The 20,482-nt window shown below is 75.5% G+C and carries 16 protein-coding genes and 1 pseudogene; 1 reads left to right on the forward strand and 16 read right to left on the reverse strand.

Annotated features, from left to right (window positions below):
- Positions 1-67: 67 nt before the first annotated feature.
- The 6 genes and pseudogenes from ACHZ99_RS00645 to ACHZ99_RS00670 form a co-directional block, all read right to left on the reverse strand.
- Entirely contained in the window at positions 68-808 is a 741-nt protein-coding gene (locus ACHZ99_RS00645) for a hypothetical protein (RefSeq protein WP_420303157.1), read from the reverse strand.
- Positions 805-1,989 (reverse strand): ParA family protein, encoded by a 1,185-nt coding sequence (locus ACHZ99_RS00650; RefSeq protein WP_420302296.1) that lies wholly within the window; start codon positions 1,987-1,989, stop codon positions 805-807. Before ACHZ99_RS00650 ends, ACHZ99_RS00645 begins: the two co-directional genes overlap by 4 nt.
- A gap of 267 nt (positions 1,990-2,256) precedes the next feature.
- Positions 2,257-3,372, reverse strand: a complete 1,116-nt coding sequence (ald, locus tag ACHZ99_RS00655) for an alanine dehydrogenase (RefSeq protein WP_420302297.1) — start codon at positions 3,370-3,372, stop codon at positions 2,257-2,259.
- 833 nt (positions 3,373-4,205) lie between these two features.
- A pseudogene (locus ACHZ99_RS00660) lies at positions 4,206-6,392 on the reverse strand (NB-ARC domain-containing protein); the annotation flags it as partial.
- A gap of 160 nt (positions 6,393-6,552) precedes the next feature.
- Positions 6,553-7,182 carry an NUDIX domain-containing protein gene (locus ACHZ99_RS00665; protein WP_420302298.1) on the reverse strand — a complete coding sequence of 210 codons (630 nt, stop codon included), beginning with the start codon at positions 7,180-7,182 and terminating at the stop codon, positions 6,553-6,555.
- Complete coding sequence (locus ACHZ99_RS00670) at positions 7,182-8,924, reverse strand: CTP synthase (RefSeq protein WP_420302299.1); 1,743 nt, start codon at positions 8,922-8,924, stop codon at positions 7,182-7,184. Before ACHZ99_RS00670 ends, ACHZ99_RS00665 begins: the two co-directional genes overlap by 1 nt.
- 272 nt (positions 8,925-9,196) lie before the next feature.
- Here ACHZ99_RS00670 and ACHZ99_RS00675 point away from each other — a divergent pair, with 272 nt between their 5' ends.
- Positions 9,197-11,002, forward strand: a complete 1,806-nt coding sequence (locus ACHZ99_RS00675) for a glycoside hydrolase family 15 protein (RefSeq protein ID WP_420303158.1) — start codon at positions 9,197-9,199, stop codon at positions 11,000-11,002.
- 88 nt (positions 11,003-11,090) lie between these two features.
- Here the strand turns inward: ACHZ99_RS00675 and ACHZ99_RS00680 are convergent, their stop codons facing one another.
- From ACHZ99_RS00680 to ACHZ99_RS00725, 10 genes are all read right to left on the reverse strand, one after another.
- Entirely contained in the window at positions 11,091-12,008 is a 918-nt protein-coding gene (locus ACHZ99_RS00680; RefSeq protein WP_420302300.1) for an NADP-dependent oxidoreductase, read from the reverse strand.
- 99 nt (positions 12,009-12,107) lie between these two features.
- Positions 12,108-12,407 (reverse strand): DUF6510 family protein, encoded by a 300-nt coding sequence (locus ACHZ99_RS00685; protein ID WP_420302301.1) that lies wholly within the window; start codon positions 12,405-12,407, stop codon positions 12,108-12,110.
- Between the two features lies 1 nt (position 12,408).
- The gene (locus tag ACHZ99_RS00690; protein WP_420302302.1) at positions 12,409-13,164 is read right to left on the reverse strand and encodes a ferredoxin reductase; all 756 of its coding nucleotides are present in this window, start codon (positions 13,162-13,164) and stop codon (positions 12,409-12,411) included.
- Positions 13,134-13,733, reverse strand: a complete 600-nt coding sequence (locus ACHZ99_RS00695; protein WP_420302303.1) for a molybdopterin-dependent oxidoreductase — start codon at positions 13,731-13,733, stop codon at positions 13,134-13,136. Before ACHZ99_RS00695 ends, ACHZ99_RS00690 begins: the two co-directional genes overlap by 31 nt.
- 251 nt (positions 13,734-13,984) lie before the next feature.
- Entirely contained in the window at positions 13,985-14,647 is a 663-nt protein-coding gene (locus ACHZ99_RS00700) for a TetR/AcrR family transcriptional regulator (RefSeq protein ID WP_420302304.1), read from the reverse strand.
- Between the two features lie 95 nt (positions 14,648-14,742).
- Positions 14,743-15,891, reverse strand: a complete 1,149-nt coding sequence (locus ACHZ99_RS00705; protein WP_420302305.1) for a glycosyltransferase family 4 protein — start codon at positions 15,889-15,891, stop codon at positions 14,743-14,745.
- Between the two features lie 299 nt (positions 15,892-16,190).
- The gene (recN, locus tag ACHZ99_RS00710; protein WP_420303159.1) at positions 16,191-17,972 is read right to left on the reverse strand and encodes a DNA repair protein RecN; all 1,782 of its coding nucleotides are present in this window, start codon (positions 17,970-17,972) and stop codon (positions 16,191-16,193) included.
- A gap of 145 nt (positions 17,973-18,117) precedes the next feature.
- Entirely contained in the window at positions 18,118-19,011 is an 894-nt protein-coding gene (locus ACHZ99_RS00715) for an NAD kinase (RefSeq protein WP_420302306.1), read from the reverse strand.
- Positions 19,008-19,823 carry a TlyA family RNA methyltransferase gene (locus tag ACHZ99_RS00720; protein ID WP_420302307.1) on the reverse strand — a complete coding sequence of 272 codons (816 nt, stop codon included), beginning with the start codon at positions 19,821-19,823 and terminating at the stop codon, positions 19,008-19,010. The genes ACHZ99_RS00715 and ACHZ99_RS00720 overlap by 4 nt, the downstream gene beginning before the upstream one ends.
- Positions 19,820-20,455: a hypothetical protein gene (locus tag ACHZ99_RS00725; RefSeq protein ID WP_420302308.1), complete on the reverse strand. Its 636-nt coding sequence runs from the start codon at positions 20,453-20,455 to the stop codon at positions 19,820-19,822. Before ACHZ99_RS00725 ends, ACHZ99_RS00720 begins: the two co-directional genes overlap by 4 nt.
- Positions 20,456-20,482 lie beyond the last annotated feature (27 nt).

The raw sequence follows: 20,482 nt of genomic DNA on the forward strand, positions 1-20,482 counted from the left end.
GCGCCCCGGTCATCCGGTACGGGGCCGCGCGGGCGGCGCGGCGCGCACGTACGGGAGCGGGTGGCCGTCAGCGCCCGCGCAGGCGGCGTACCAGGATGCTCGCGTCGCCCCGCGACTCCAGGTCCGCCAGCACCACCGCGACCGCCTCGCGGACGATGCGGCCGCGGTCCACCGCCAGGCCGTGGTCGCCGCGGAGCACGAGCCGGGCGTGCTCCAGGTCCATCAGCTCCTCGGCGGAGACGTAGACCGTGATCTTCTCGTCGTGCCGCTCGCGGCCGCTGGGCCGGCGCGCGGCGCCGCGCCCCCGGCCGCGCCGGGGCTGCGCGGACGCGGCGGCCGAGCCACCGCCCTGCCGCGCGGACTTGGTACGGGGCTGGGCCGGCGGCTCGCGCTCCTCCTGCCGCGCCCGCCCGCCGGGGCCGGCGTCGGCGCCCGCCTCCCGGCCGCCGTGCTCGGTCGCCTCCGGATCCCGCCGGGCGGGCCCGCCCGTGGTGCGGGTGCCGGCCGCCGGGGCCGCGGGGCCGGTCTTGCCGCCGGGGCCGGTACGCGCGCCCCGCGCGCCCGCGCCCGTATCGCCGCCCGGGCCGTCGGACTCCTCGGCGCCCGCCTCGTCGGCGTCCGCCTCGGGCTCCGCCTCGGCACCGGCGGCCACCGCCTCCGAGTCGCCCTCGCGGCTCGGCGCCGGCACGCGCGGCGTGCCGCCGGGCGACTCGCCGTTGGCCCGCTGCCGGTCCGACTGCGGCGTGGACGACTGGAGCGCGGTCCCCCCGGTGGTGCGGAAAAGCTCGTCGGCCCCGGGCAGGCTCACTCGGCGTGGCACCGGGCGAGCACCTCCCTGGCGAGCTGGCGGTAGGCGGCCGCGCCCACGGAGTTGGACGCGTACGAGGTGATGGGCTCGCCGGCCACGGTGGTCTCGGGGAAGCGGACGGTGCGCCCGATGACCGTGTGGTAGACGTGGTCGTCGAATGCCTCGACGACGCGCGCGAGCACCTCGCGGCTGTGCACCGTCCGCGAGTCGTACATCGTGGCGAGGATGCCGTCCAGCTCCAGGTCGGGGTTGAGTCGCTCCTGGACCTTCTCGATCGTCTCGGTGAGCAGCGCGACCCCGCGCAGCGCGAAGAACTCGCACTCCAGCGGCACGATCACCTTGTGCGCCGCGGTCAGCGCGTTGACCGTGAGCAGGCCGAGCGACGGCTGGCAGTCGATGACGACGTAGTCGTACTCGGCCAGCAGCGGCTTCAGCGCGCGCTGGAGCGTCTGCTCCCGCGCCACCTCGCTGACCAACTGCACCTCGGCGGCGGAGAGGTCGATGTTGCTGGGGAGCAGGTCCATGTTGGGCACGGCCGTCTTGAGCAGCACCTCGTCGGCCGCCATGCCCCGCTCCATGAGCAGGTTGTAGACGGTGAGGTCCAGCTCCATGGGGTTGACGCCGAGGCCCACGGAGAGCGCGCCCTGCGGGTCGAAGTCCACGAGCAGCACGCGGCGGCCGTACTCGGCCAGCGCCGCGCCCAGGTTGATGGCGGACGTGGTCTTGCCGACGCCGCCCTTCTGGTTGCACATGGCGATGACCTTCGCCGGGCCGTGGTCGGTGACCGGGCCCGGGATGGGGAAGTACGGCAGCGGGCGGCCGGTGGGGCCGATGCGCTCCCGGCGCTGCCGGGCGGCGTCCGGGGCGAGGGTCGCGGCGTACTCGGGGTCCGGCTCGTAGTCCGCGTCCGGATCGTAGAAGTGACCTTCTGACAGGTCCTCGAAGTCGGAGGTGGCGGATGCGGCGATACGGGTCGTGTCCTCGCCGCCGCTCTGGCTGCCGGTCATGGCGTTCACGTGATGACCGTCCATGCTCTGGTATGCGTTTCCGCCCTGGTGTGCGTGTGCCGAGAAGGTGTGGACGGCGACGGAGCCGACAGGCGCCTCCGCCCCCGGGGATTCGTGGCCCCGCGCAGGCGTGCCTGGACGACCACCCCCGGGAGCAAATGTCGACTCATTCACAAGTCGTCCTACCTCCTAGGTGACCAGGGCACTTCTCGATTGGTCAGCGTGGCACCATGCCGACGATTGGCGACTCTATGGCGTGTCGGGGTCCCGCAGCAACACAATCCCGCAGACAGAGCACGATGTGTCGGGTGTGGAACACCACTTCGGGCGGGCTGTGCGCCGGCGTGGCGCCCGGCCGAACCCCTGGTGACAAGGTTCGGCCGGTGATGCGGAGTTGACACTGTCGCCGATGTGGTCGATGTGCCGTGCACCTGCGCGAAATCAGCCGATTACGCGCGCGAGTTCGGCCGCCGGAAGATCGTGCGCCTCCGCCACGGGACCGTAGACGACCTGCCCTTCATGGGTGTTGAGGCCGAGGGCGAGCGCCGGGTCGCCGCGCAGCGCCGCGCGCCAGCCGAGGTTCGCGAGCTTGACGATGTAGGGAAGCGTCGCGTTGGTGAGCGCGTACGTGGACGTGTTGGGCACCGCGCCGGGCATGTTGGCGACGCAGTAGAAGACCGAGTCGTGCACCGGGAACGTCGGCTCCGCGTGCGTGGTCGGGCGCGAGTCGGCGAAGCAGCCGCCCTGGTCGATCGCGATGTCGACAAGGACACTTCCCGGCTTCATCCGCGACACCAGCTCGTTGTCGACGAGCTTCGGGGCCTTCGCGCCGGGGATGAGCACCGCGCCGATCACCAGGTCGGCGTCGAGGACGGCCTGCCCGAGCGCGTAGGCGCTGGAGGCGAGGGTGCGCACCCGCGTGCCGAAGACCTTGTCGGCCTCGCGCAGCTTGCGCACGTCGGTGTCGAGCAGCGTGACGTGGAAGCCCATCCCGACGGCGATCTGGGTGGCGTTCCAGCCGGAGACGCCGCCGCCGATGACGACCGCCTGCCCCGGCGCCACGCCGGGCACGCCGCCGGGCAGCACCCCGCGGCCGCCCTGCGAGCGCATCAGGTGGTACGCGCCGACCTGCGGGGCGAGCCGGCCGGCGACCTCCGACATCGGGGCGAGCAGCGGCAGCTGCCGGTCGGCGGTCTCCACCGTCTCGTACGCGATGGCCGTGGTGCCGGACTCCAGCAGCGCATCGGTGCAGGCGCGGGAGGCGGCGAGGTGGAGGTAGGTGAAGAGCACCTGATCCTTGCGCAGCCGGTGGTACTCGTCGGCGATCGGCTCCTTGACCTTCAGCACCAGATCGGCGGCGGCCCACACGTCGTCGGCGGTGGGCAGGATCTCCGCCCCGGCCGCGACGTACTCCTCGTCGGGGATGGACGAGCCGAGGCCGGCGCCCTGCTCCACGACCACGTCGTGCCGGTGGCGGACCAGCTCGTGCACTCCGGCAGGCGTGATGGCCACCCGGAACTCGTTGTTCTTGATCTCGCGGGGAATTCCGACCTTCACGATGGATCACGGTCCTTGGGGTGAGGGGATCACGTCAGGCCCCGGTCGGGGTGTCCGCCGCGGCCTGGCCATTCTTAAATGAAGGAATCCTCTGAGTCCAGCCTTTGAAACAGACAGATTTTTGCGATGGATCGATGGATTCACAGGTCGGCGGGGGCGGGGCGGGGTGCCGGGCCCGTCTTCGGACTGTCCTCGGCCACGACCTCCCGGCCCTCCCCGGCGGCGGTCTCCGCGGCTGCCGCGGAGGCGGCCGGGGCGGTGTCCGGGGCACCTTCCGGGGCGCGTACCCCGGCGTCGTCCGGGACGCCGCCGGGCGCACGCTCCGGCGCGGCCCCGGACGCGGCCTCCGCGGCCGACCCGGGCCGGGCCTCCGCGGCCGACCCGGGCCGGGGTTCCGCGGCCGACCCGGGCCGGGGTTCCGCGGTCTGCCCGGGCCGGGGTTCCGCGGTCTGCCCGTGCCGGGGTTCCGCGGTCTGCCCGTGCCGGGGTTCCGCTACGGGTTCCGTCAGGAGCTCCGCTACGGGTTCCGTCGCGAGCTTCGTCACGGGCTTCCCTGCGGGGTCTGCCACGGGCTCCGCGGCGGGTGCCGTCGCGAGCTTCGTCGCGGGCTTCCTCGCGGAGTCCGCCGCGGACCCCCGGGCGGATTCCGTCGCGACCTTCGTCACGGGCCCCGTTGCTGGCTTCCTCGCGGAGTCCGCCACGGGCCCCCCGGCAGGCTCCGTCGCGAGCTTCGGCACGAGTTCCGTTGCGGGCTTCCCTGCGGGGTCCGCCACGGGCTCCCCGGCAGGCTCCGTCGCGAGCTTCGGCACGAGTTCCGTTGCGGGCTTCCCTGCGGGGTCCGCCACGGGCTCCCCGGCAGGCTCCGCCACGAGCTTCGGCACGAGTTCCGTTGCGGGCTTCCCTGCGGGGTCCGCCTCGGGCCCTTCGGCGGGTTCGGGGGCGGGCGTCGCCGCGGGTTCCGCCGCGCGCTCCTCGGTGGGCTGTGGCTCCGGCTCCGCCACGGGGGCGAGGACGGGCCCCTCGGCCGGCTCCGGGACCCGCTCCGCCAGCCGCCGCGCCGCCGCCCGGTGCAGCTCCGCCGCCTCCGGGTCGCCGGCGCCGTCGACGAGGTCCGCCAGCCGGAGCTGCACCGCCGCCCGCAGCGCCGTGTCGCCCGAGACCCGCGCCACCTCCATCGCGCGCGTGCACGTCCGCAGGGCCTCGGCCCGGTACCCCGCGTACATCTGCACCCGCGCCACCTCGCCCAGCGCCCGCGCCTGGCCCCCCACGTCCCCGAGCCGCCGGTGGGCCGCCGCCGAGCCGCGCCACTCCCGCAGCGCCCAGCCCCACGCCCCGGCGTACGTGTGGACCGCCCCCAGCCGCGCCCGCAGCCGCGCCTCGTCGGCCAGCTCGCCGCGCGTCTGCCGCAGCGCCAGCGCCCGGCCGAACCAGTCCGCCGCCCGGCCCCAGTCCCGTAGCTCCTGGTACGCCGCCCCGACCGACTCCAGCGCCCGCCCCACCGGCCGCGGATCCCGCGCCTCGCGCGCCGCCGCCAGCGCTCCCTGGTACCGCGCGAGCGCGGCCCGCGGCCGCTCCGCGCGCAGGTCCAGGTCGCCGAGGTTGAGCAGCGCCGCCGCCTTCTCCCAGACCAGCCCGCGCCGCTCGGCGACGCCCAGCACCAGCTCGTGCAGCCGGTACTGCTCGGGCGCCGCGTCCGCCTCGCCGCGGTGCGCCCCCAGCGCCCGCGACAGCGCGGCGACCAGCCGCCGCGCCAGGGTGTCCAGCTCCCCGTCGGCGACCGCCGACCGGGCCGCCGCCAGCAGCGACGGCAGCCGGCTGCGCAGCCACGCCGCGGCCGCCTCCGGCGACGGGAAGCGCAGCGCCCGCGGCAGCCCGGCGAGCCGGGCGTGCACCGCCGAGCCGGCAGGCTCGGTGACGGCCCGGCAGGACTGGAGGAGGCGTACGTACCGCTCCAGCATCCGGGCCCGGGCGAGCAGCGCCTCCTCCGCGCCGACGCCGGTCTCCAGCGCCTCGCGCAGCAGCGGCTGGAGGCAGCCGGGCACCTCGTACTGCGTGAGCCCGGCCCCCTCCGGCTCCGCCACCGGGCGCAGCAGGCCCTGGCCCGCGCAGTCCGCGAGCGTGGTGCGGGCGGTGGCGACGGTGCAGCCGGCGAGGGCGGCGGCGGAGTGGGCGTCGACGAGCCCGGCGGGCGCCAGCGGCAGCAGCCGCAGCAGGTGGGCGACGGCCGGCGGGAGCGATTCGTGGACGAGCCGGAACGCCCGCGCCAGCGCCTTCGGGCCGGACGGCCGCCCCGCGGACCCCTCGGTGCTGTCGCCCTTGCGGCGCAGCTCCCGTACGGCGTCGGCGACGCACGCCTGCGGGTGCCCGGCGAGCCACCCGCCGGCCAGCACCAGCGCGGCGGGGTGGCCGGCGCACTCCTCGGCCAGCACGTGCGTGGCCTCCGGGTCGCAGGCGATCCGCGTCTGGCCGGCGTACGAGGCGATCAGCGCCAGCGCCGCCGCGGGCTCCAGCCCGCCGAGGGTGCACGGGCGCACGTCCGGGACGCCCTTCAGCGGCCCCTCGGCGACGGCGACGACGAGGCAGTCGCGCGACTCGGGGACCAGCTCAAGGAGCTGCTCGGGGGCGGTGACGTCGTCGAGGACGAGCAGCGCGGAGCGCTCGGCGAGCGCGGCGCGCAGCTCGGCGGCGAGGTGCTCCGGCCCGGCCCCGGCGACCGGCGGCACCCCGAGGGCGTCGAGCAGGTCCCGTACGGCCCGCTCCAGCGGCACCGCCTCGCCGCCGGGGCCGGAGAGCCGCGCGGTGTGGACGCCGCCGGGGTAGTCGGCCGCGACGGTGCGGGCCAGCTCCGCGGCGAGCGCGCTGCGCCCGGAGCCCGGCCGCCCGGCGATGAGCAGCACCCGGCTGCGGGGCGCGGGGCGGCCGGCGAGGGTGTCGAGACCGGCGCGGGCGATGTCGGCGCGCAGGGCGTCGAGCTCGCGGGTCCTGCCGACGAACCGGTGGGGGGCGGCCTGTTCCGTCACGCCGCGAGCGTAATTGACCCGGCGTGAGGGGCGGGTCACGTGACGGCACCTGGCCGAACGCCGGAACGAAAATCACCGCATCGGATCAACCGCCCGGCGGGCCCGAACCGGCCCGTGCCGGGCCCGAAACGGACCCGCGCCGGGCCCGCGCCGGGCCCGCTCAGGCGGGGAACGGGCGGGCCGGCCAGGGGGCGTTCGCCGGGCGCAGCGCGTCGAGCCCGCCGTCGGCCCGGGCGGCCTGGAGGGCCAGCACCCCCAGCATCAGGCAGTTGTTGTGCAGGTCCCCGGCGAGGACGCCGCGCAGCAGGTCCGCCACCGGAACCCGGTCGAGGGTGAGGTCCAGCTCCTCGCCCTCGGCGGCGAAGCGCTCGCCCTCGGCCTCGGTGACCCCGCGGGCGAGGAAGACGCGCACGGCCTCGTCGCAGCCGCCGGGGGTGGTGTAGACGTCGACCAGGACCCGCCAGTCGTCGGCCTTGACGTGCGCCTCCTCGTACAGCTCGCGCTGGGCGGCGCTCAGCGGGTTCTCGCCGGGCACGTCGAGGAGGCCGGCGGGGATCTCCCAGAGCTTGTGCCGTACCGGGTGGCGGTACTGGTTGAGCACCAGCACGCGGTCCTCGTCGTCCAGGGCGAGCACCGCGACGGAGCCGGGGTGGACCTGGTAGTCGCGGCGGGCGACGGTGCCGTCCGGCATGACCACGTCGTCGGTGCGCACGGCGGTCTTGGCGCCGGTGAACGGCGTCTCGCTGGCGACGACCTCCCACTCGGCCGCCGTGTCCGTCAGCTCCGCCATCAGTTGCCCGCCTCTCGCGCCGCGGCCACCGGCTCCTGCGCGCCCGCGCCCGCGTGCGCGTCCCGCGCCCCGGCCTGCGGTCGCGCGGCGTCCTGCTGGCGCGCACCCTCCTGTCTTGCGACGGCTGCCTTCACCAGCCCGGCGAAGAGCGGGTGCGGCCGCGTCGGCCGCGAGCGCAGCTCGGGGTGGGACTGGGTGGAGACCAGGTAGGGGTGGGTCTCGCGCGGGTACTCCACGTACTCCACGAGCTTGTTGTCCGGGGAGGTGCCGGAGAAGGCGAGGCCGGCCTTCTTCTCCAGTTCGCCGCGGTAGGAGTTGTTGACCTCGTAGCGGTGCCGGTGGCGCTCCTCGACGTAGGGCTGGTCCGCGTACGCCTCGCGTACCACCGAGCCCTCCGCCAGCTTGGCCGGATAGAGGCCGAGCCGCATCGTGCCGCCCATGTCGCCCTCGCCGGCGACGATGTCGAGCTGCTCCTCCATGGTGGAGATCACCGGGTCGGTCGCGGCCTGGTCGAACTCCGTGGAGTTGGCGCCCGCGATGCCGGCGAGGTTCCGCGCCGCCTCGATGACGATGCAGTGCAGGCCGAGGCAGATGCCGAGCAGCGGCACGCGGTTCTCGCGGGCGTAGGTGATCGCGCCGATCTTGCCCTCCACGCCGCGCTCGCCGAAGCCGCCGGGGACGACGATGCCGTCCACGTCCCCGAGGTGCTTGCGCGCGCCCTGCGGGGTGCGGCACTCGTCGGACGGCACCCATTTGATCTTGGCGCGGGCGCTGTTGGCGAAGCCGCCGGCGCGGATCGCCTCGGTGACCGACAGATAGGCGTCGGGCAGGTCGATGTACTTGCCGACGAGCGCGATCGTCACCTCGTGCGCCGGCTGGTGCACGCGCCGCAGCAGGTCGTCCCACTCGGTCCAGTCCACGTCCCGGAACGGCAGGTCCAGCTTGCGGACGACGTACGCGTCGAGGCCCTCGGCGTGCAGCACCTTGGGGATGTCGTAGATCGACTTGGCGTCGATGGCGGCGACGACGGCGGCCTCGTCGACGTCGCACATGAGCGAGATCTTCCGCTTGGTCGCCGCGGGCACCTCGCGGTCGGCGCGCAGGACGATCGCGTCGGGCTGGATGCCGATGCTGCGCAGCGCGGCGACCGAGTGCTGCGTCGGCTTGGTCTTCAGCTCGCCGGACGGGCCGATGTACGGCAGCAGCGAGATGTGCACGACGAACACGTTGTCCCGGCCGACCTCGTGCCGCACCTGGCGGACGGCCTCCAGGAACGGCAGCGACTCGATGTCGCCGACGGTGCCGCCGACCTCCGTGATCACCACGTCCACGTCGTCGGACGCCATGCGCCGGATCCGGGACTTGATCTCGTTGGTGATGTGCGGGATGACCTGGACGGTGTCGCCGAGGTACTCGCCGCGGCGCTCCTTGGCGATCACGGTGGAGTAGACCTGGCCGGTGGTGACGTTCGCCGAGCCGTCGAGGTCGACGTCGAGGAAGCGCTCGTAGTGCCCGATGTCGAGGTCGGTCTCCGCGCCGTCGTTGGTGACGAAGACCTCGCCGTGCTGGAACGGGTTCATGGTGCCCGGGTCGACGTTCAGATACGGGTCGAGCTTCTGCATCGTGACCCGCAGCCCGCGCGCCTTGAGCAGGGCGCCGAGGCTGGAGGCGGTGAGCCCCTTACCGAGCGAGGAGGCGACGCCTCCCGTGACGAAGATGTGCTTGGTCGTCGTGGATGGCATGGCCAAGAGGGGCTCCCGTGGTCGCTGATGAGGTGCGTCGCGGGGTGCCCCGGATCGAGGTGGGCCGCTCGGCGAGCGCCGCCGCCGCGTGCCCGGCAGGCCCTCCGCTCCACGGGCTACCAGGGTATCAGCCATCCCCCGGCCGGCGCCCGCCGCCGACCCCTCTCCGGCCGCCTGACCCGATCGGACCAGGGGCAATCCCGCGACCGTGGCGCGCGCGCGTGCGCGAAGGCTTTATCCTCTGCGGAACGCACTTCAACCTGGAGAGGCACGTGGCCGGGCGGATCGAGGACTACGCACTTCTGGGCGACATGCAGACGGCAGCGCTCGTCCGTCGCGACGGCACCGCCGACTGGCTGTGCCTGCCCCGCTTCGACTCCCATGCGGTGTTCGCCTCCCTACTGGGGACCGAGGAGCACGGCTTCTGGCACCTCGGTCCCGCGTTCGCTCCCGAGGCCGGCCCGCCGCCCGCGACCCGCCGGCGCTACCGCGGCGACTCGCTGGTGCTGGAGTCCGAGTGGGACACCCCCCGCGGCACGGTCCGGCTGATCGACTTCATGCCGCCGCGCGACGGCGCCTCGCCGCAGCTGATCCGCATCGTCGAGGGCGTCACGGGCCGGGTCCCGATGCGCTCCGCGCTGCGGATGCGCTTCTCCTACGGACGTATCGTGCCCTGGGTCCACCAGACCGAGGACGGCCGCACGGTCGGCGTGGCCGGGCCGGACTCGGTGTGGATCGACGCCCCGGTGCCGACGTACGGCCGGAACCTCACGACGTACTCGGACTTCACCGTCGGCCCCGGCGACCGGCTGGCGTTCACGATCAGCTGGCAGCCCTCGCACCGCGAGCCGCCGCAGCCCGCCGACCCCGAGGCGGCGCTGACCGCCACGGAGGACTTCTGGCAGGAGTGGACCGAGCACTGCACGTACCACGGCCCCTACCGGCACGCCGTGATCCGCTCGCTGATCACGCTCAAGGCCCTGACGTACGAGCCCACCGGCGGCATCGTCGCCGCGCCCACCACCTCGCTGCCCGAGGACATCGGCGGCGTGCGCAACTGGGACTACCGCTTCACGTGGCTGCGCGACGCCGCCATCACGCTGTCGTCGCTGCTGCGCACCGGGTACCACGAGGAGGCCCGCGCCTGGCGCGAGTGGCTGCTGCGCGCGGTGGCGGGCGACCCGGAGAACCTCCAGATCATGTACGGCATCGCCGGCGAGCGCGAGCTGGGCGAGTCGGAGCTGGACTGGCTCCCGGGGTACGAGGACTCCCGCCCGGTGCGCGCCGGCAACGGGGCGGCGGGCCAGTTGCAGCTGGACGTCTACGGCGAGGTCGTCGAGGCGCTCCACCTCGCGCACATGACGGGCCTGGCCCGCAACGACTACGCGTCGCTGCTCCAGCTGAAGATGATCCGCTGGGTCGAGGAGAACTGGGACCGCCCGGACGAGGGGCTGTGGGAGGTGCGCGGCCCGCGGCGGCACTTCGTGCACTCCAAGGTGATGACGTGGGTCGCCGTGGACCGCACGATCAAGCTCATCGAGTCGGGTGAGGCGGACGGCCCGCTGGAGCGCTGGCAGCGGCTGCGCGACGACATCCACCGCGACGTGTGCGAGAAGGGCTACGACCGGCAGCGGAACACGTTCACGCAGTCGTACGGCTCGCAGGAGCTGGACGCCTCGCTGCTGCTGATCCCGCAGGTCGGGTTCCTGCCGCCGGACGACAAGCGCGTCATCGGCACCATCGAGGCCATCCAGCGCGAGCTGGGCACCCCCGACGGCTTCATCCGCCGCTACCCGACCGCGGGCGACGAGGCCGGCAGCGACGGGCTGCCGGGCGACGAGGGCGCGTTCCTCGCCTGCTCGTTCTGGATGGCGGACGACCTGGCGATGATCGGCCGGGTGCAGGAGGCGCGGCAGCTCTTCGAGAAGCTGCTGGCGCTGCGGAACGACCTGGGGCTGCTGGCGGAGGAGTGGGACCCGCGGCTGCAACGCCAGGTCGGGAACTTCCCGCAGGCGTTCAGCCACGTGCCGCTGATCGACACGGCGCTGCGGCTGAGCGCGTCGGGCGCGTACGGGTAGCGCTCCGCGCTGCCGAAGCGGGCGGCGGCGGCCCGACCCGCGCCGCCGCCCCCGCCGCCCGGCCGGGGGTGTGCCCCGTCCCGCTTCCTCAGGCACGCACGCGGACGACGGTCTTTCCCTTGCGCCGCCCGGTCGGGTTGAGGGCGGCGACGGCGTCGTCGAGGGGGGCGACGTCGCCGATGTTCGTCCGCAGCCGGCCGTCCCGGACGCGCTGGACGATCTCCTTCAGCTGGGCGCGGTCGGCCTCGACGACGAAGTCGACCGCCAGGCCGTCGGCGGGTCGAGCCTCGGGCGGGCCGGCGATGCTCACCAGCGTTCCTCCCGCCCGGACCAGGAGTGCGGACCGCTTCTGGATGTCGCCGCCGAGCATGTCGAAGACCATGTCCACACCGCCGACGTCTTCGAGGGAGTCGTTGTCGAGGTCGAGGTACTCCTGCGCGCCGAAGTCGAGTGCGGCCTGCCGGCCGTCGGCCCGTCCGGTGCCGATGACGTAGGCGCCGGCCTCGCGCGCGAGCTGCGTCACCATGGATCCGACTCCCCCGGCCGCACCGTGCACGAGGACGCTCTGCCCGGCGTGGAAGCGGCCGTGGTCGAAGAGTCCCTGCCACGCGGTCAGGCCCGAGATCGGCAGGCTCGCGCCCACCGTGAAGTCGACGTCGCCCGGCAGCGGCGCCAGGTTCCGGGCCTCGACGGCCGTGTACTCGGCCAGGGTGCCGTCGCGGGTCCAGTCGGTGAGCCCGAACACCCGCTGGCCCACCGACAGCCCTGCCGTGCCGTAGCCGAGGGCGGTGACCACTCCGGCCAGTTCGTGCCCGGGGACGGACGGCGTCCGGTCACGGCCGAGGCGGTCGGTCCAGGTTCCGGGCCAGGTCAGTTCGCCCGGGGTGTATCCCGCCGCATGGACCTCGACAAGGACGTCGTTCCCCGCCGGCTCCGGCTCGGGCCGCTCCACGAGCGTCATTCCGGCCGTTCCCGCGGCCTCGTCCGTCACGACAATCGCCTTCATCCGGCGCCTCCTTGTTTGTACGGCATGTCGGTCACCCGCGTGTGCGGCGCCGTCCTTCGCGTCTCACCGAGCGGATCGTGCGGCGCGGTAGCCGCGGCTCTACGTCTCGTCCAGGGGGACCGCCAGCGAGACGGTGCCCCTCATGTCGAGCCACACGGTGCCTCGTGTGCGCACCAGCCGCAGCACGACGCCGCCGCACCGCTGGCACCGTGCGACGAAGCCCGGTGCGCGCCCGTACACGTGCAGGCGGGCGAGCGGGCCCGCGCAGCCGCAGTGCGCGCACCGGCTCGTGGCGGCGGTCACGTCGACGGCGAAGATTTCGGAGAGGGGTCCGGCCAGCGCGTTGCCGTCGACGTGTCCGTCGGCGGCGGCCCCGTCGTCGGTTCCCGGGGTCTCCATCTCAGCCTCCACTGTCGCCGAAGCGTTCGGTACGGACCCGCTCCGGCGCGTGTCCGAGCAGCACCAGGTAGGCGGCCGTCTTCTCGACGAACCCCGTGGGCCCGCAGACGTAGCAGGTCGGGTCGAAGTCGGGGGGCCAGCCGCCGCGGGCCAGATCGTCGGGGGTGATGCGCCCCGGCGGACGCCGCGCGCCTTCCGGGGCCTGGCGGGTGTAGAGGTACGTGGTGTCCAGGCCCGGCGCGCCCTTCCGGAGCTCCGCGCGGTACAGCGTGTCCTCGGGGGCCCGCACGGAGTACAGCAGCCGGAACGGCACCCGGCTCCCCGCGGCGGTCCGGGCGCGGACCATGCACATCAGCGGTACGAGCCCCGAGCCGCCGGCCACCAGCAGGACCGGCTCCGGCTGCGCCTGCCGCCAGACGAACCAGCCGCCGACGGGGCCGCGCAGCTCCAGCCGGTCGCCGGGGACCAGCTCGTCCACCAGGTAGGGGGACACTTCGCCGTCGGGCAGTCGCTGGACGGTGAGCTCCAGGCGGCGGCCGTCGGCGGCCGAGGCGATCGAGTAGCTGCGCTGGGTGCTGTAGCCGTCCTCCGCGGTCAGCCGTACGTCCACGTGCTGCCCGGCGAGGTGGCCGGGCCAGTCCGGTACGTCGAGCACGAGCGTGACCGCGCTGGCCGACTCCCTGCGCCGGTCGGTGACCTCGGCGACCCGCCAGCGGAGCCGGTCGCCTAGTCTCCCTGGTACCGCTGTTCTCGCCATGGGTCTCCGTAGTCGTGGTAGCCCGCGCTCTCCCAGAAGCCGGGGGTGTCGCTGTGCGCCAGCTCGATGCCGCGCACCCACTTCGCCGACTTCCACAGGTACAGGTGGGGGACGAGGAGCCGGGCCGGGCCGCCGTGCTCGGGCGCCAGGTCCTCGCCCTCGTAGCCGTAGGCGATCCACGCCTTGCCGTCGAGCAGGTCTTCGAGGGGGAGGTTCGTGGTGTAGCCCCCGTACGAGGTGACGAGTGCGTACTCGGCCGCCGTCTCCACGTTCTCCAGCAGGACGTCCAGGGACACGCCCGACCACTCGGTGCCGAACTTCGACCACTTGGTCACGCAGTGCAGGTCCACCGTCGGGTTCTCGGACGGGAGGGCCATGAAGGCGGCCCAGTCCCACGCGTGCCGCTGCCCCGTCTCGGTGGTCACGGTGAGCTCCCACTCGCTCTGCCGCACGCGGGGCGTGGGCCCGGCGGACAGCACCGGGAAGCCGGTGGTCTCGTACTGTCCGGGCGGCAGATGCGTGCCTTCGGGCGGCCTGCGCCCGTGGAAGCCTCGCGAGATGATCCCCATGTCGCCTTCCTTCTCCGTGTCGGGGCGGCCGCTGCGACGGCTCGGGAGTACGGCGTCAGCACGAGCCCGGTACCTCCATCGTGCCGAGGGATCCGCCCGGCGGCGACGCGGCGCTGCCGTCCGGGGCATGCCCCAGGATCCCCGGGTCCTCTCGCACGTCCCGCGGGCCACCGGGGTCCGCGAACCGGCGCCCGCGCATACAGTACCGCGGGACGCGCAATTTTTCTGGACCAAATGGTCCGTAAATTTTCTCAGGAGATCCCGCTCTCCGGAGGCTCGCCCCCGGAGGCCGCCGCGTACATCCGCACGTGGTCGATCGCCATGTTGAGGGCGATCCTCATGGGCTCGACGTCCCGCGCCGTCTGCGCGAGGAGGTAGCCGCCCTGGAGCGCGGCCATGAGGCCGGTCGCGAGCCCGCCGACGTCGGCGTCCGCCCGGAGGACCCCCGAGTCCCTCATCCGCGCGAGGCCGGCCTCCAGGAGGCGCTCCCAGTCGGCGAAGTGCCCCGCCGCCGCCCTGCGCGCGTCCTCGTTCTGGTCGGCCAGCTCGCTCGCGAGGGAGCCGAGGGGGCAGCCGTGGGCCCCGTTGTGCAGCGCGTTGCGCTCGACCAGCGCATCGCGCCAGCGCTCCAGCCCGCGGAACGAGCCGAGCCGCCGCAGCTGCTGGCGCTGGCGTTCGAGCACTCCCGCGGCGTTCCACGCGACGACGTCCCGCACCAGCGCGTCCTTGTCGGGGTAGTGGCGGTAGAGCTGGGATTTGCTCGTTCCGCTGGCCGCCCTGACGTCGTCGAGGGTCGTGGCGGCCACGCCCTTGACGTGCATCATGTCGGCGGCGGCCCGCAGAATGCGCTCCCGGGTCGCCCGCCCGCGCTCGGTGAGCCGGGAGTCACTCCTGCCGCGCACCCCTTCCGCCACACGGCCAGGTTAGCCCCCGCGCTGGTCAGCGGGACCGACTGTGGACCTCATGGTCCAGTCCGCGCCGCGCGTCCGCCGTCCCGGGCGCACCGCGGCTACGCGTGGGAGTACGTCATCAGCTCGTCGTAGACCGACAGGACCTGCGTGACCGTGTCGTCCTCCGTCGGCCACGTGCCCGCCTGCGCGCGGCCCGCCGCGGACAGGGCCGCCCGGCGGGCCGGGTCGTGCAGCAGCGCCGTCACCGCGTCGGCGAGCGCGCGGGCGTCTCCGTACGGGACGAGTTCCGCCGCGTCGCCGACCAGTTCGGGGACGCCGCCCACCGCGGTGGCCACCAGCGGGGCGCCCGCGTGCAGCGCCTCCTGGGCCAGCACCGGGCGCGCCTCCCACGGGCTCGAGAGCACCGCGACATCCGCGGCGGCCAGCAGCCGGGGCAGGTCGTCGCGTCGGCCCAGGAGGCGTACGGGCAGCTTCTCGGCGTCGATACGGCGCTGGAGCCGGCCGCGCGCCGGGCCCTCGCCGGCGACGGCCAGCAGCGGCTGCTCCGGCAGCGCCCGCCACCGGCGGGCGGCGTCGAGCAGCGGGTCGTGCGGGCCGGACGCGTCGAGCGGGGCGGCGGTGACCACCAGGGGCCGGTCCAGGGTGCCGAGTTCGGCGCGCACCCGCCGGCGGCGCAGGGCGGCGCCGTCGCCGCCGCCGTGCGGCTGCCGCGGTGCCGGGACGGCGATCGGCGCGAGGCGGGCGTCGCGGGCGCCGCGGCGGCGGGCGCCGTCGACGAGGTCCGTGGTGGCGCCGAGGACGACGCGGGCGGAGCGGGACACCCGCCGTTCGAGGAGCGGCAGCACCCGGCCCCGTACCCCGTCCGGCTGGTTCCTGGTGTGCCAGGTGAACACCAGCGGCCTGCGCTGGCCCAGGATCGTCGAGCACGCCATCAGGCCGCACTGCAACCCGTGCGCGTGGACGAGGTCCGCGCCCGCGCACGCCGCGCGCAGCGCCGTCGCCGTGCACAGCGGTGCGGTGGCCAGCCCGCCGCCCTCCGGCAGCCGGGCGATGTGGGCGCCGGCGGCGGCGAAGCCGTAGCGCTCGGCGGCGCCGGGGGTCGCGACCACCGTGACCCGGATGCCCCGGGCCACCAACCCGGCCGCCAGCGAGCGCACATGGGCGCCGCTGCCGGCCTCGCCGCGGCCGACGAGCTGCACGGCGTGCAGCGCGGTGGCGGCGTGGGGCGGTGCGGGGGTGGTGCTCACTGGGCCGGAACTCCTGTCCGTGGCGTCGCAGGGCCAGCCCAGGATGCCACCTGCGAGCAGCCGCCGGACCCGGCTCGGCGCCGTCAACCGCTCTGTACGGGCGTACAGGTCAGACATGCACCACCCTTCCGGGCGATGTCCCGCACGCCCGTCGCGCGCCGCGAAGACGCGCGGCCGGGGCCGTACGGCACGGTGCACTCCACCCGACTACCTCGATAGACGCACCGCCCCGGGAGGAGGTTGCCCAAGGCACCCGTTCGGCCCACAGGGCGCACCCGCCCCGCGCGCACCGCTCGCGGCTACTCCGCGCCCGCGCGGGCCGCCGCGAGCAGCTCCTCCGCGTGCGCGCGGGCCGTCTCGGAGTCCTCCTGGCCCGCCAGCATCCGCGACAGCTCCCGCACCCGCGCCTCGCCGTCCAGCACGGTGACGCCGCTGCGGGTGACCGACCCCTCGCTGGTCTTCTCCACCAGCAACTGCCGGTCGGCGAAGGCCGCGACCTGCGGCAGGTGGGTCACGACCACGACCTGCGCGCCGCGCGCGAGCCGGGCGAGCCGGCGGCCCACCTCGACGGCGGCCTTGCCGCCCACGCCCGCGTCGACCTCGTCGAAGAGGTACGTCGGCACGGGGTCCGAGCCGGCGAAGACCACCTCGACCGCCAGCATCACGCGCGACAGCTCGCCGCCCGAGGCGCCCTTGGCGATCGGCCGCGGCGGGGCGCCGGGGTGCGGGGCGAGGAGCAGCTCGGCCTCGTCGACGCCGGTCGGGCCGTACGCGACGGTGCGGCCGTCGATCTCCAGCCCGTCGGCGCCCTCGGCGACCTCCGTGCGGCGCAGGTCGACCGTCACGCGCGCGTGCGGCATCGCCAGCTCGGTCAGCTCCTCGGTGACGGCGGTGCCGAAGCGTTCCGCCGCCTCGGCGCGGGCCTCGGTCAGCGTCTCGGCGAGGTGCGCCAGCTCGGCGCGGAGCGCGTCGCGCTCGGCGGTCAGCTCCCCGATGCGGTCGTCGTCGCCGTCGAGTTCGGCGAGCCGGGCGGCGCCCGCCTCGGCCCACGCCAGGACGGCGGCCACGCTGCCGTCGCCGGCCCCGTCCCCGCCGCCGCCGGCCGGCCCGCCGGCGGGCTCGTGGCCGTACTTGCGGGTGAGGTGGGTGAGCACCGACCGGCGCTCCTCCACGGCGGCCAGCCGCAGCGGGTCGGCGTCGATCCCGTCGCCGTACGCCGCCAGCTCCTGCGCGACGTCGCCGAGGAGGATGCCGACCTCGGTGAGCCGGTCGGCGAGCCCGGCGAGCGCCGGGTCGTGGGCCCGTACGGCCGCCAGGGCGCGCTGTGCGCCCGCGACGAGCGTGCCGGCGTCGACGGCCTCGGGGTCGGCCGGGTCGCCCGCGAGCGCGGCGTGTGCGGCGGCGGAGGCGGCCGCCAGCCCCTCGGCGTGGCCGAGCCGCTCGGCCTCCGCGGCCAGCTCGACGTCCTCGCCGGCCCGCGGCTCCGCCGCGGCGACCTCCTCCAGACCGAAGCGCAGCAGATCCGCCTCCTGCATCCGCTCACGCGCCCGGGTGGTGATCTCGTCCAGCTCCGCGCTGACGGCGCGCAGCCTGCGGTACGCCGCCGCGTACTTGGCCAGCGGCGCGGCGACCGCGTCGCCCGCGTACCGGTCGAGCGCCCCCCGCTGCCGCGCGGGCTTCAGCAGCCCCTGCTGGTCGGTCTGCCCGTGCACCGCGACCAGGTCCTCGGCCAGCTCGCCGAGGAGCCCGACGGGCACGCCGCGGCCGCCGAGGTGCGCCCGGGAGCGGCCCTCGGCCGAGACCGTACGGCTGATGAGCAGGGCGCCGTCGTCCAGCTCCGCGCCCGCGTCCTCGGCGCGCACCGCGGCGGGCGAGCCCTCGGGCACGGCGACCCGGCCCTCGACGACGGCGGACCTGGCGCCGATGCGTACGAGCGCGGCGTCCGCGCGCCCGCCGAGCAGCAGCCCGAGGCTGGTGACGACCATGGTCTTGCCGGCGCCGGTCTCGCCCGTCACGGCCGTGAAACCGGGCGACAGCTCGACGACCGCGTCGTCGATGACGCCCAGGGACTGGATCCGCATCTCCTCCAACACGGTACGACCATACGAGGTTCCGGCACCGGGTCGCGAGGGGCGTCATGATCGGCGCCCCGGCCGCGGGCGGTGCGGGACGCCGCAACGGGCCGCGGCGCGGCACGCGAGCACCGCCCGTGCGACGGGCCGCGCGTCAGTTCGGCGCGCCCCGCCAGCCCGCCACCGGCAGCGCGAACTTCGCCACCAGCCGGTCGGTGAACGAGGCGTGGTGCAGTCGCGCCAGCCGCACCGGCACGGCGCCCCGGCGCACCTCCACGCGCGCGCCGGCCGCCAGGTCGACGCTGCGGCGGCCGTCGCACCACAGCACGCCGCGCTGGCCCGTCGGCTGCACCTCCACCGCCAGAACCGAGTCCGGGGAGGTGACCAGCGGCTTCGCGAACAGGGCGTGCGCGCTGATCGGCACCATCAGCAGCGCCGCCACCTCGGGCCAGACGACGGGCCCGCCGGCCGAGAAGGCGTACGCGGTCGAGCCGGTCGGCGTCGCGCAGACGACGCCGTCGCAGCCGAAGCGGGAGACGGGCCGGCCGTCGACCTCGGTGACGACCTCCAGCATGCGCTCGCGGGCGGCCTTCTCGACGGACGCCTCGTTCAGCGCCCAGTCGGTGTGCACGGTCCGGCCCTCGTTGCGGACGAGGACGTCGATCGTCATCCGCTCCTCGACCTCGTACTCCCGGGTCACCACCCGGTCCACGACCTTGTCGAGGTCGTCCCGCTCGGCCTCGGCGAGGAAGCCGACGCGGCCGAGGTTGACGCCGAGCATCGGCACCCCGGACTTGCGGGCGAACGCGGCGCCGCGCAGCAGGGTGCCGTCGCCGCCGAGCACGATCAGCAGCTCGCAGTCGTCCATCACCCCGGGGCCCGCCTCCACCAGCTCCGCCTCCGGCGGCAGCGGCAGGTCGGCCGCCTCGTCGGCGAGCACGCGCACGCCCACGCCGGAGCGCAGCAGGCCGCGGACGACCAGCTCGGCGCTGCGGATGGCCGCCGGCCGGCCGGTATGGGCGAGCAGGAACACGGTGCGGTCTGTCATCGGGGCCCCTCCGCCACGGCACGCTCCACGTCCGCCGGGTCCAGCGCGGGCGCCCCGGCGCGCAGCCACAGAAAATACTCGACGTTCCCCTTCGGCCCGGGCAGCGGGCTGGCCGTCACGCCGAGCGCGCCGAGCCCCCGCTCCGCCGCCTGCCCGGCGACCGTGCGCACGGCCTCGGCGCGCAGCCCGGCGCCGCGGACCACGCCGCCGCTGCCGAGGCGCTCCTTGCCGACCTCGAACTGCGGCTTGACCATGAGCACGAGGTCCGCGTCGGGCGTGGCGCAGCGCACCAGCGCGGGCAGCACGAGCCCGAGCGGGATGAACGACAGGTCGCCGACGACGAGTTCGGCGGGCTCGCCGTCGAGGTGGTCGACGGTCAGCTCGCGCACGTTCGTACGGTCCCGGACGGTGACCCGCTCGTCGCTTTGGAGCTTCCAGGCGAGCTGGCCGTAGCCGACGTCCACGGCGACGACGTGCGCGGCGCCGGCGCGCAGCAGCACGTCGGTGAAGCCGCCGGTGGAGGCGCCAGCGTCGAGGCAGCGCCGGCCCGCGACGCGCAGCCCGGCCGGCTCGAACACCGCCAGCGCACCGGCGAGCTTGTGCCCGCCGCGGGAGACGTAGTCGGGGTCGGCGGCGTCGGGGACGACGACGACCGCGGCGGACGTCTCGACCTGGGTGGCGGGCTTGCTGGCGACCAGGCCGCCGACGGTGACGCGGCCGGCGGCGATGAGGCGCCCGGCGTGCTCGCGGGAGCGGGCCAGCTCGCGGCTCACCAGCTCGGCGTCGAGCCGGCGCCGCCGGCCACCGCTCACGGGTTCCCCGGGCGGTACGGGTGCGCGCCGGGGCGCGGCGGGGTGGGGCCGGGGGACGCGGGGGTGGGCGGCGCGGGGCGGGCGTGGCCCTGGCCGTACGGGGCGGGGCCCGCGGGCGCGGGGCGCGCGGGCGCCTGCGCGGGGGCGGACGGGCCCGGGCGGGCGTGGCTCTGGCCGTACCGGCCGGGAGCCGGGCCTCCGGGGGTGTGCGCCGGGGGCGGCGGTGGCGGCGGGGCCTGGGTGCGGTCCAGTTCCTCCAGCGCCTCGCGCAGCGCGCCGTGGGTGTCCTCGTAGACCTCCAGGTGGCCGCCGGTCGGCAGCTCGTCGGCGGCGGCGAGGCGGTCGAGCGCGGCGTCGACGTCGGCGTTGCCGGTGGGCGTACGCGCGACGCCGAGCGGCACGGGCCCGGGCTCGGGCTCGGGCGGGCCGGGCTCGGGCCCGTCGTCCTGCGCTGCCGCCGCCGGGGCGGGTTCCGGTGCGGGTTCCGGTTCGGCCTCCGCCACGGCTTCCGGTTCCGCCTCCGGTCCCGTACGCGCGAACACCGCGGCCCCGGCGTCGGGCGGCACGTCCGCGGCCCCGGGCTCCGCCGCGGGCGTCGGCATCGGCGTGGGCGTCGGCGTCGGCTCGCTCATGCCACGAACCGTACCCCGAACCGCCGC

It is taken from the genome of Streptomyces sp. MAR4 CNX-425, assembly GCF_048656465.1.
Taxonomy (GTDB): Bacteria; Actinomycetota; Actinomycetes; order Streptomycetales; family Streptomycetaceae; genus Streptomyces.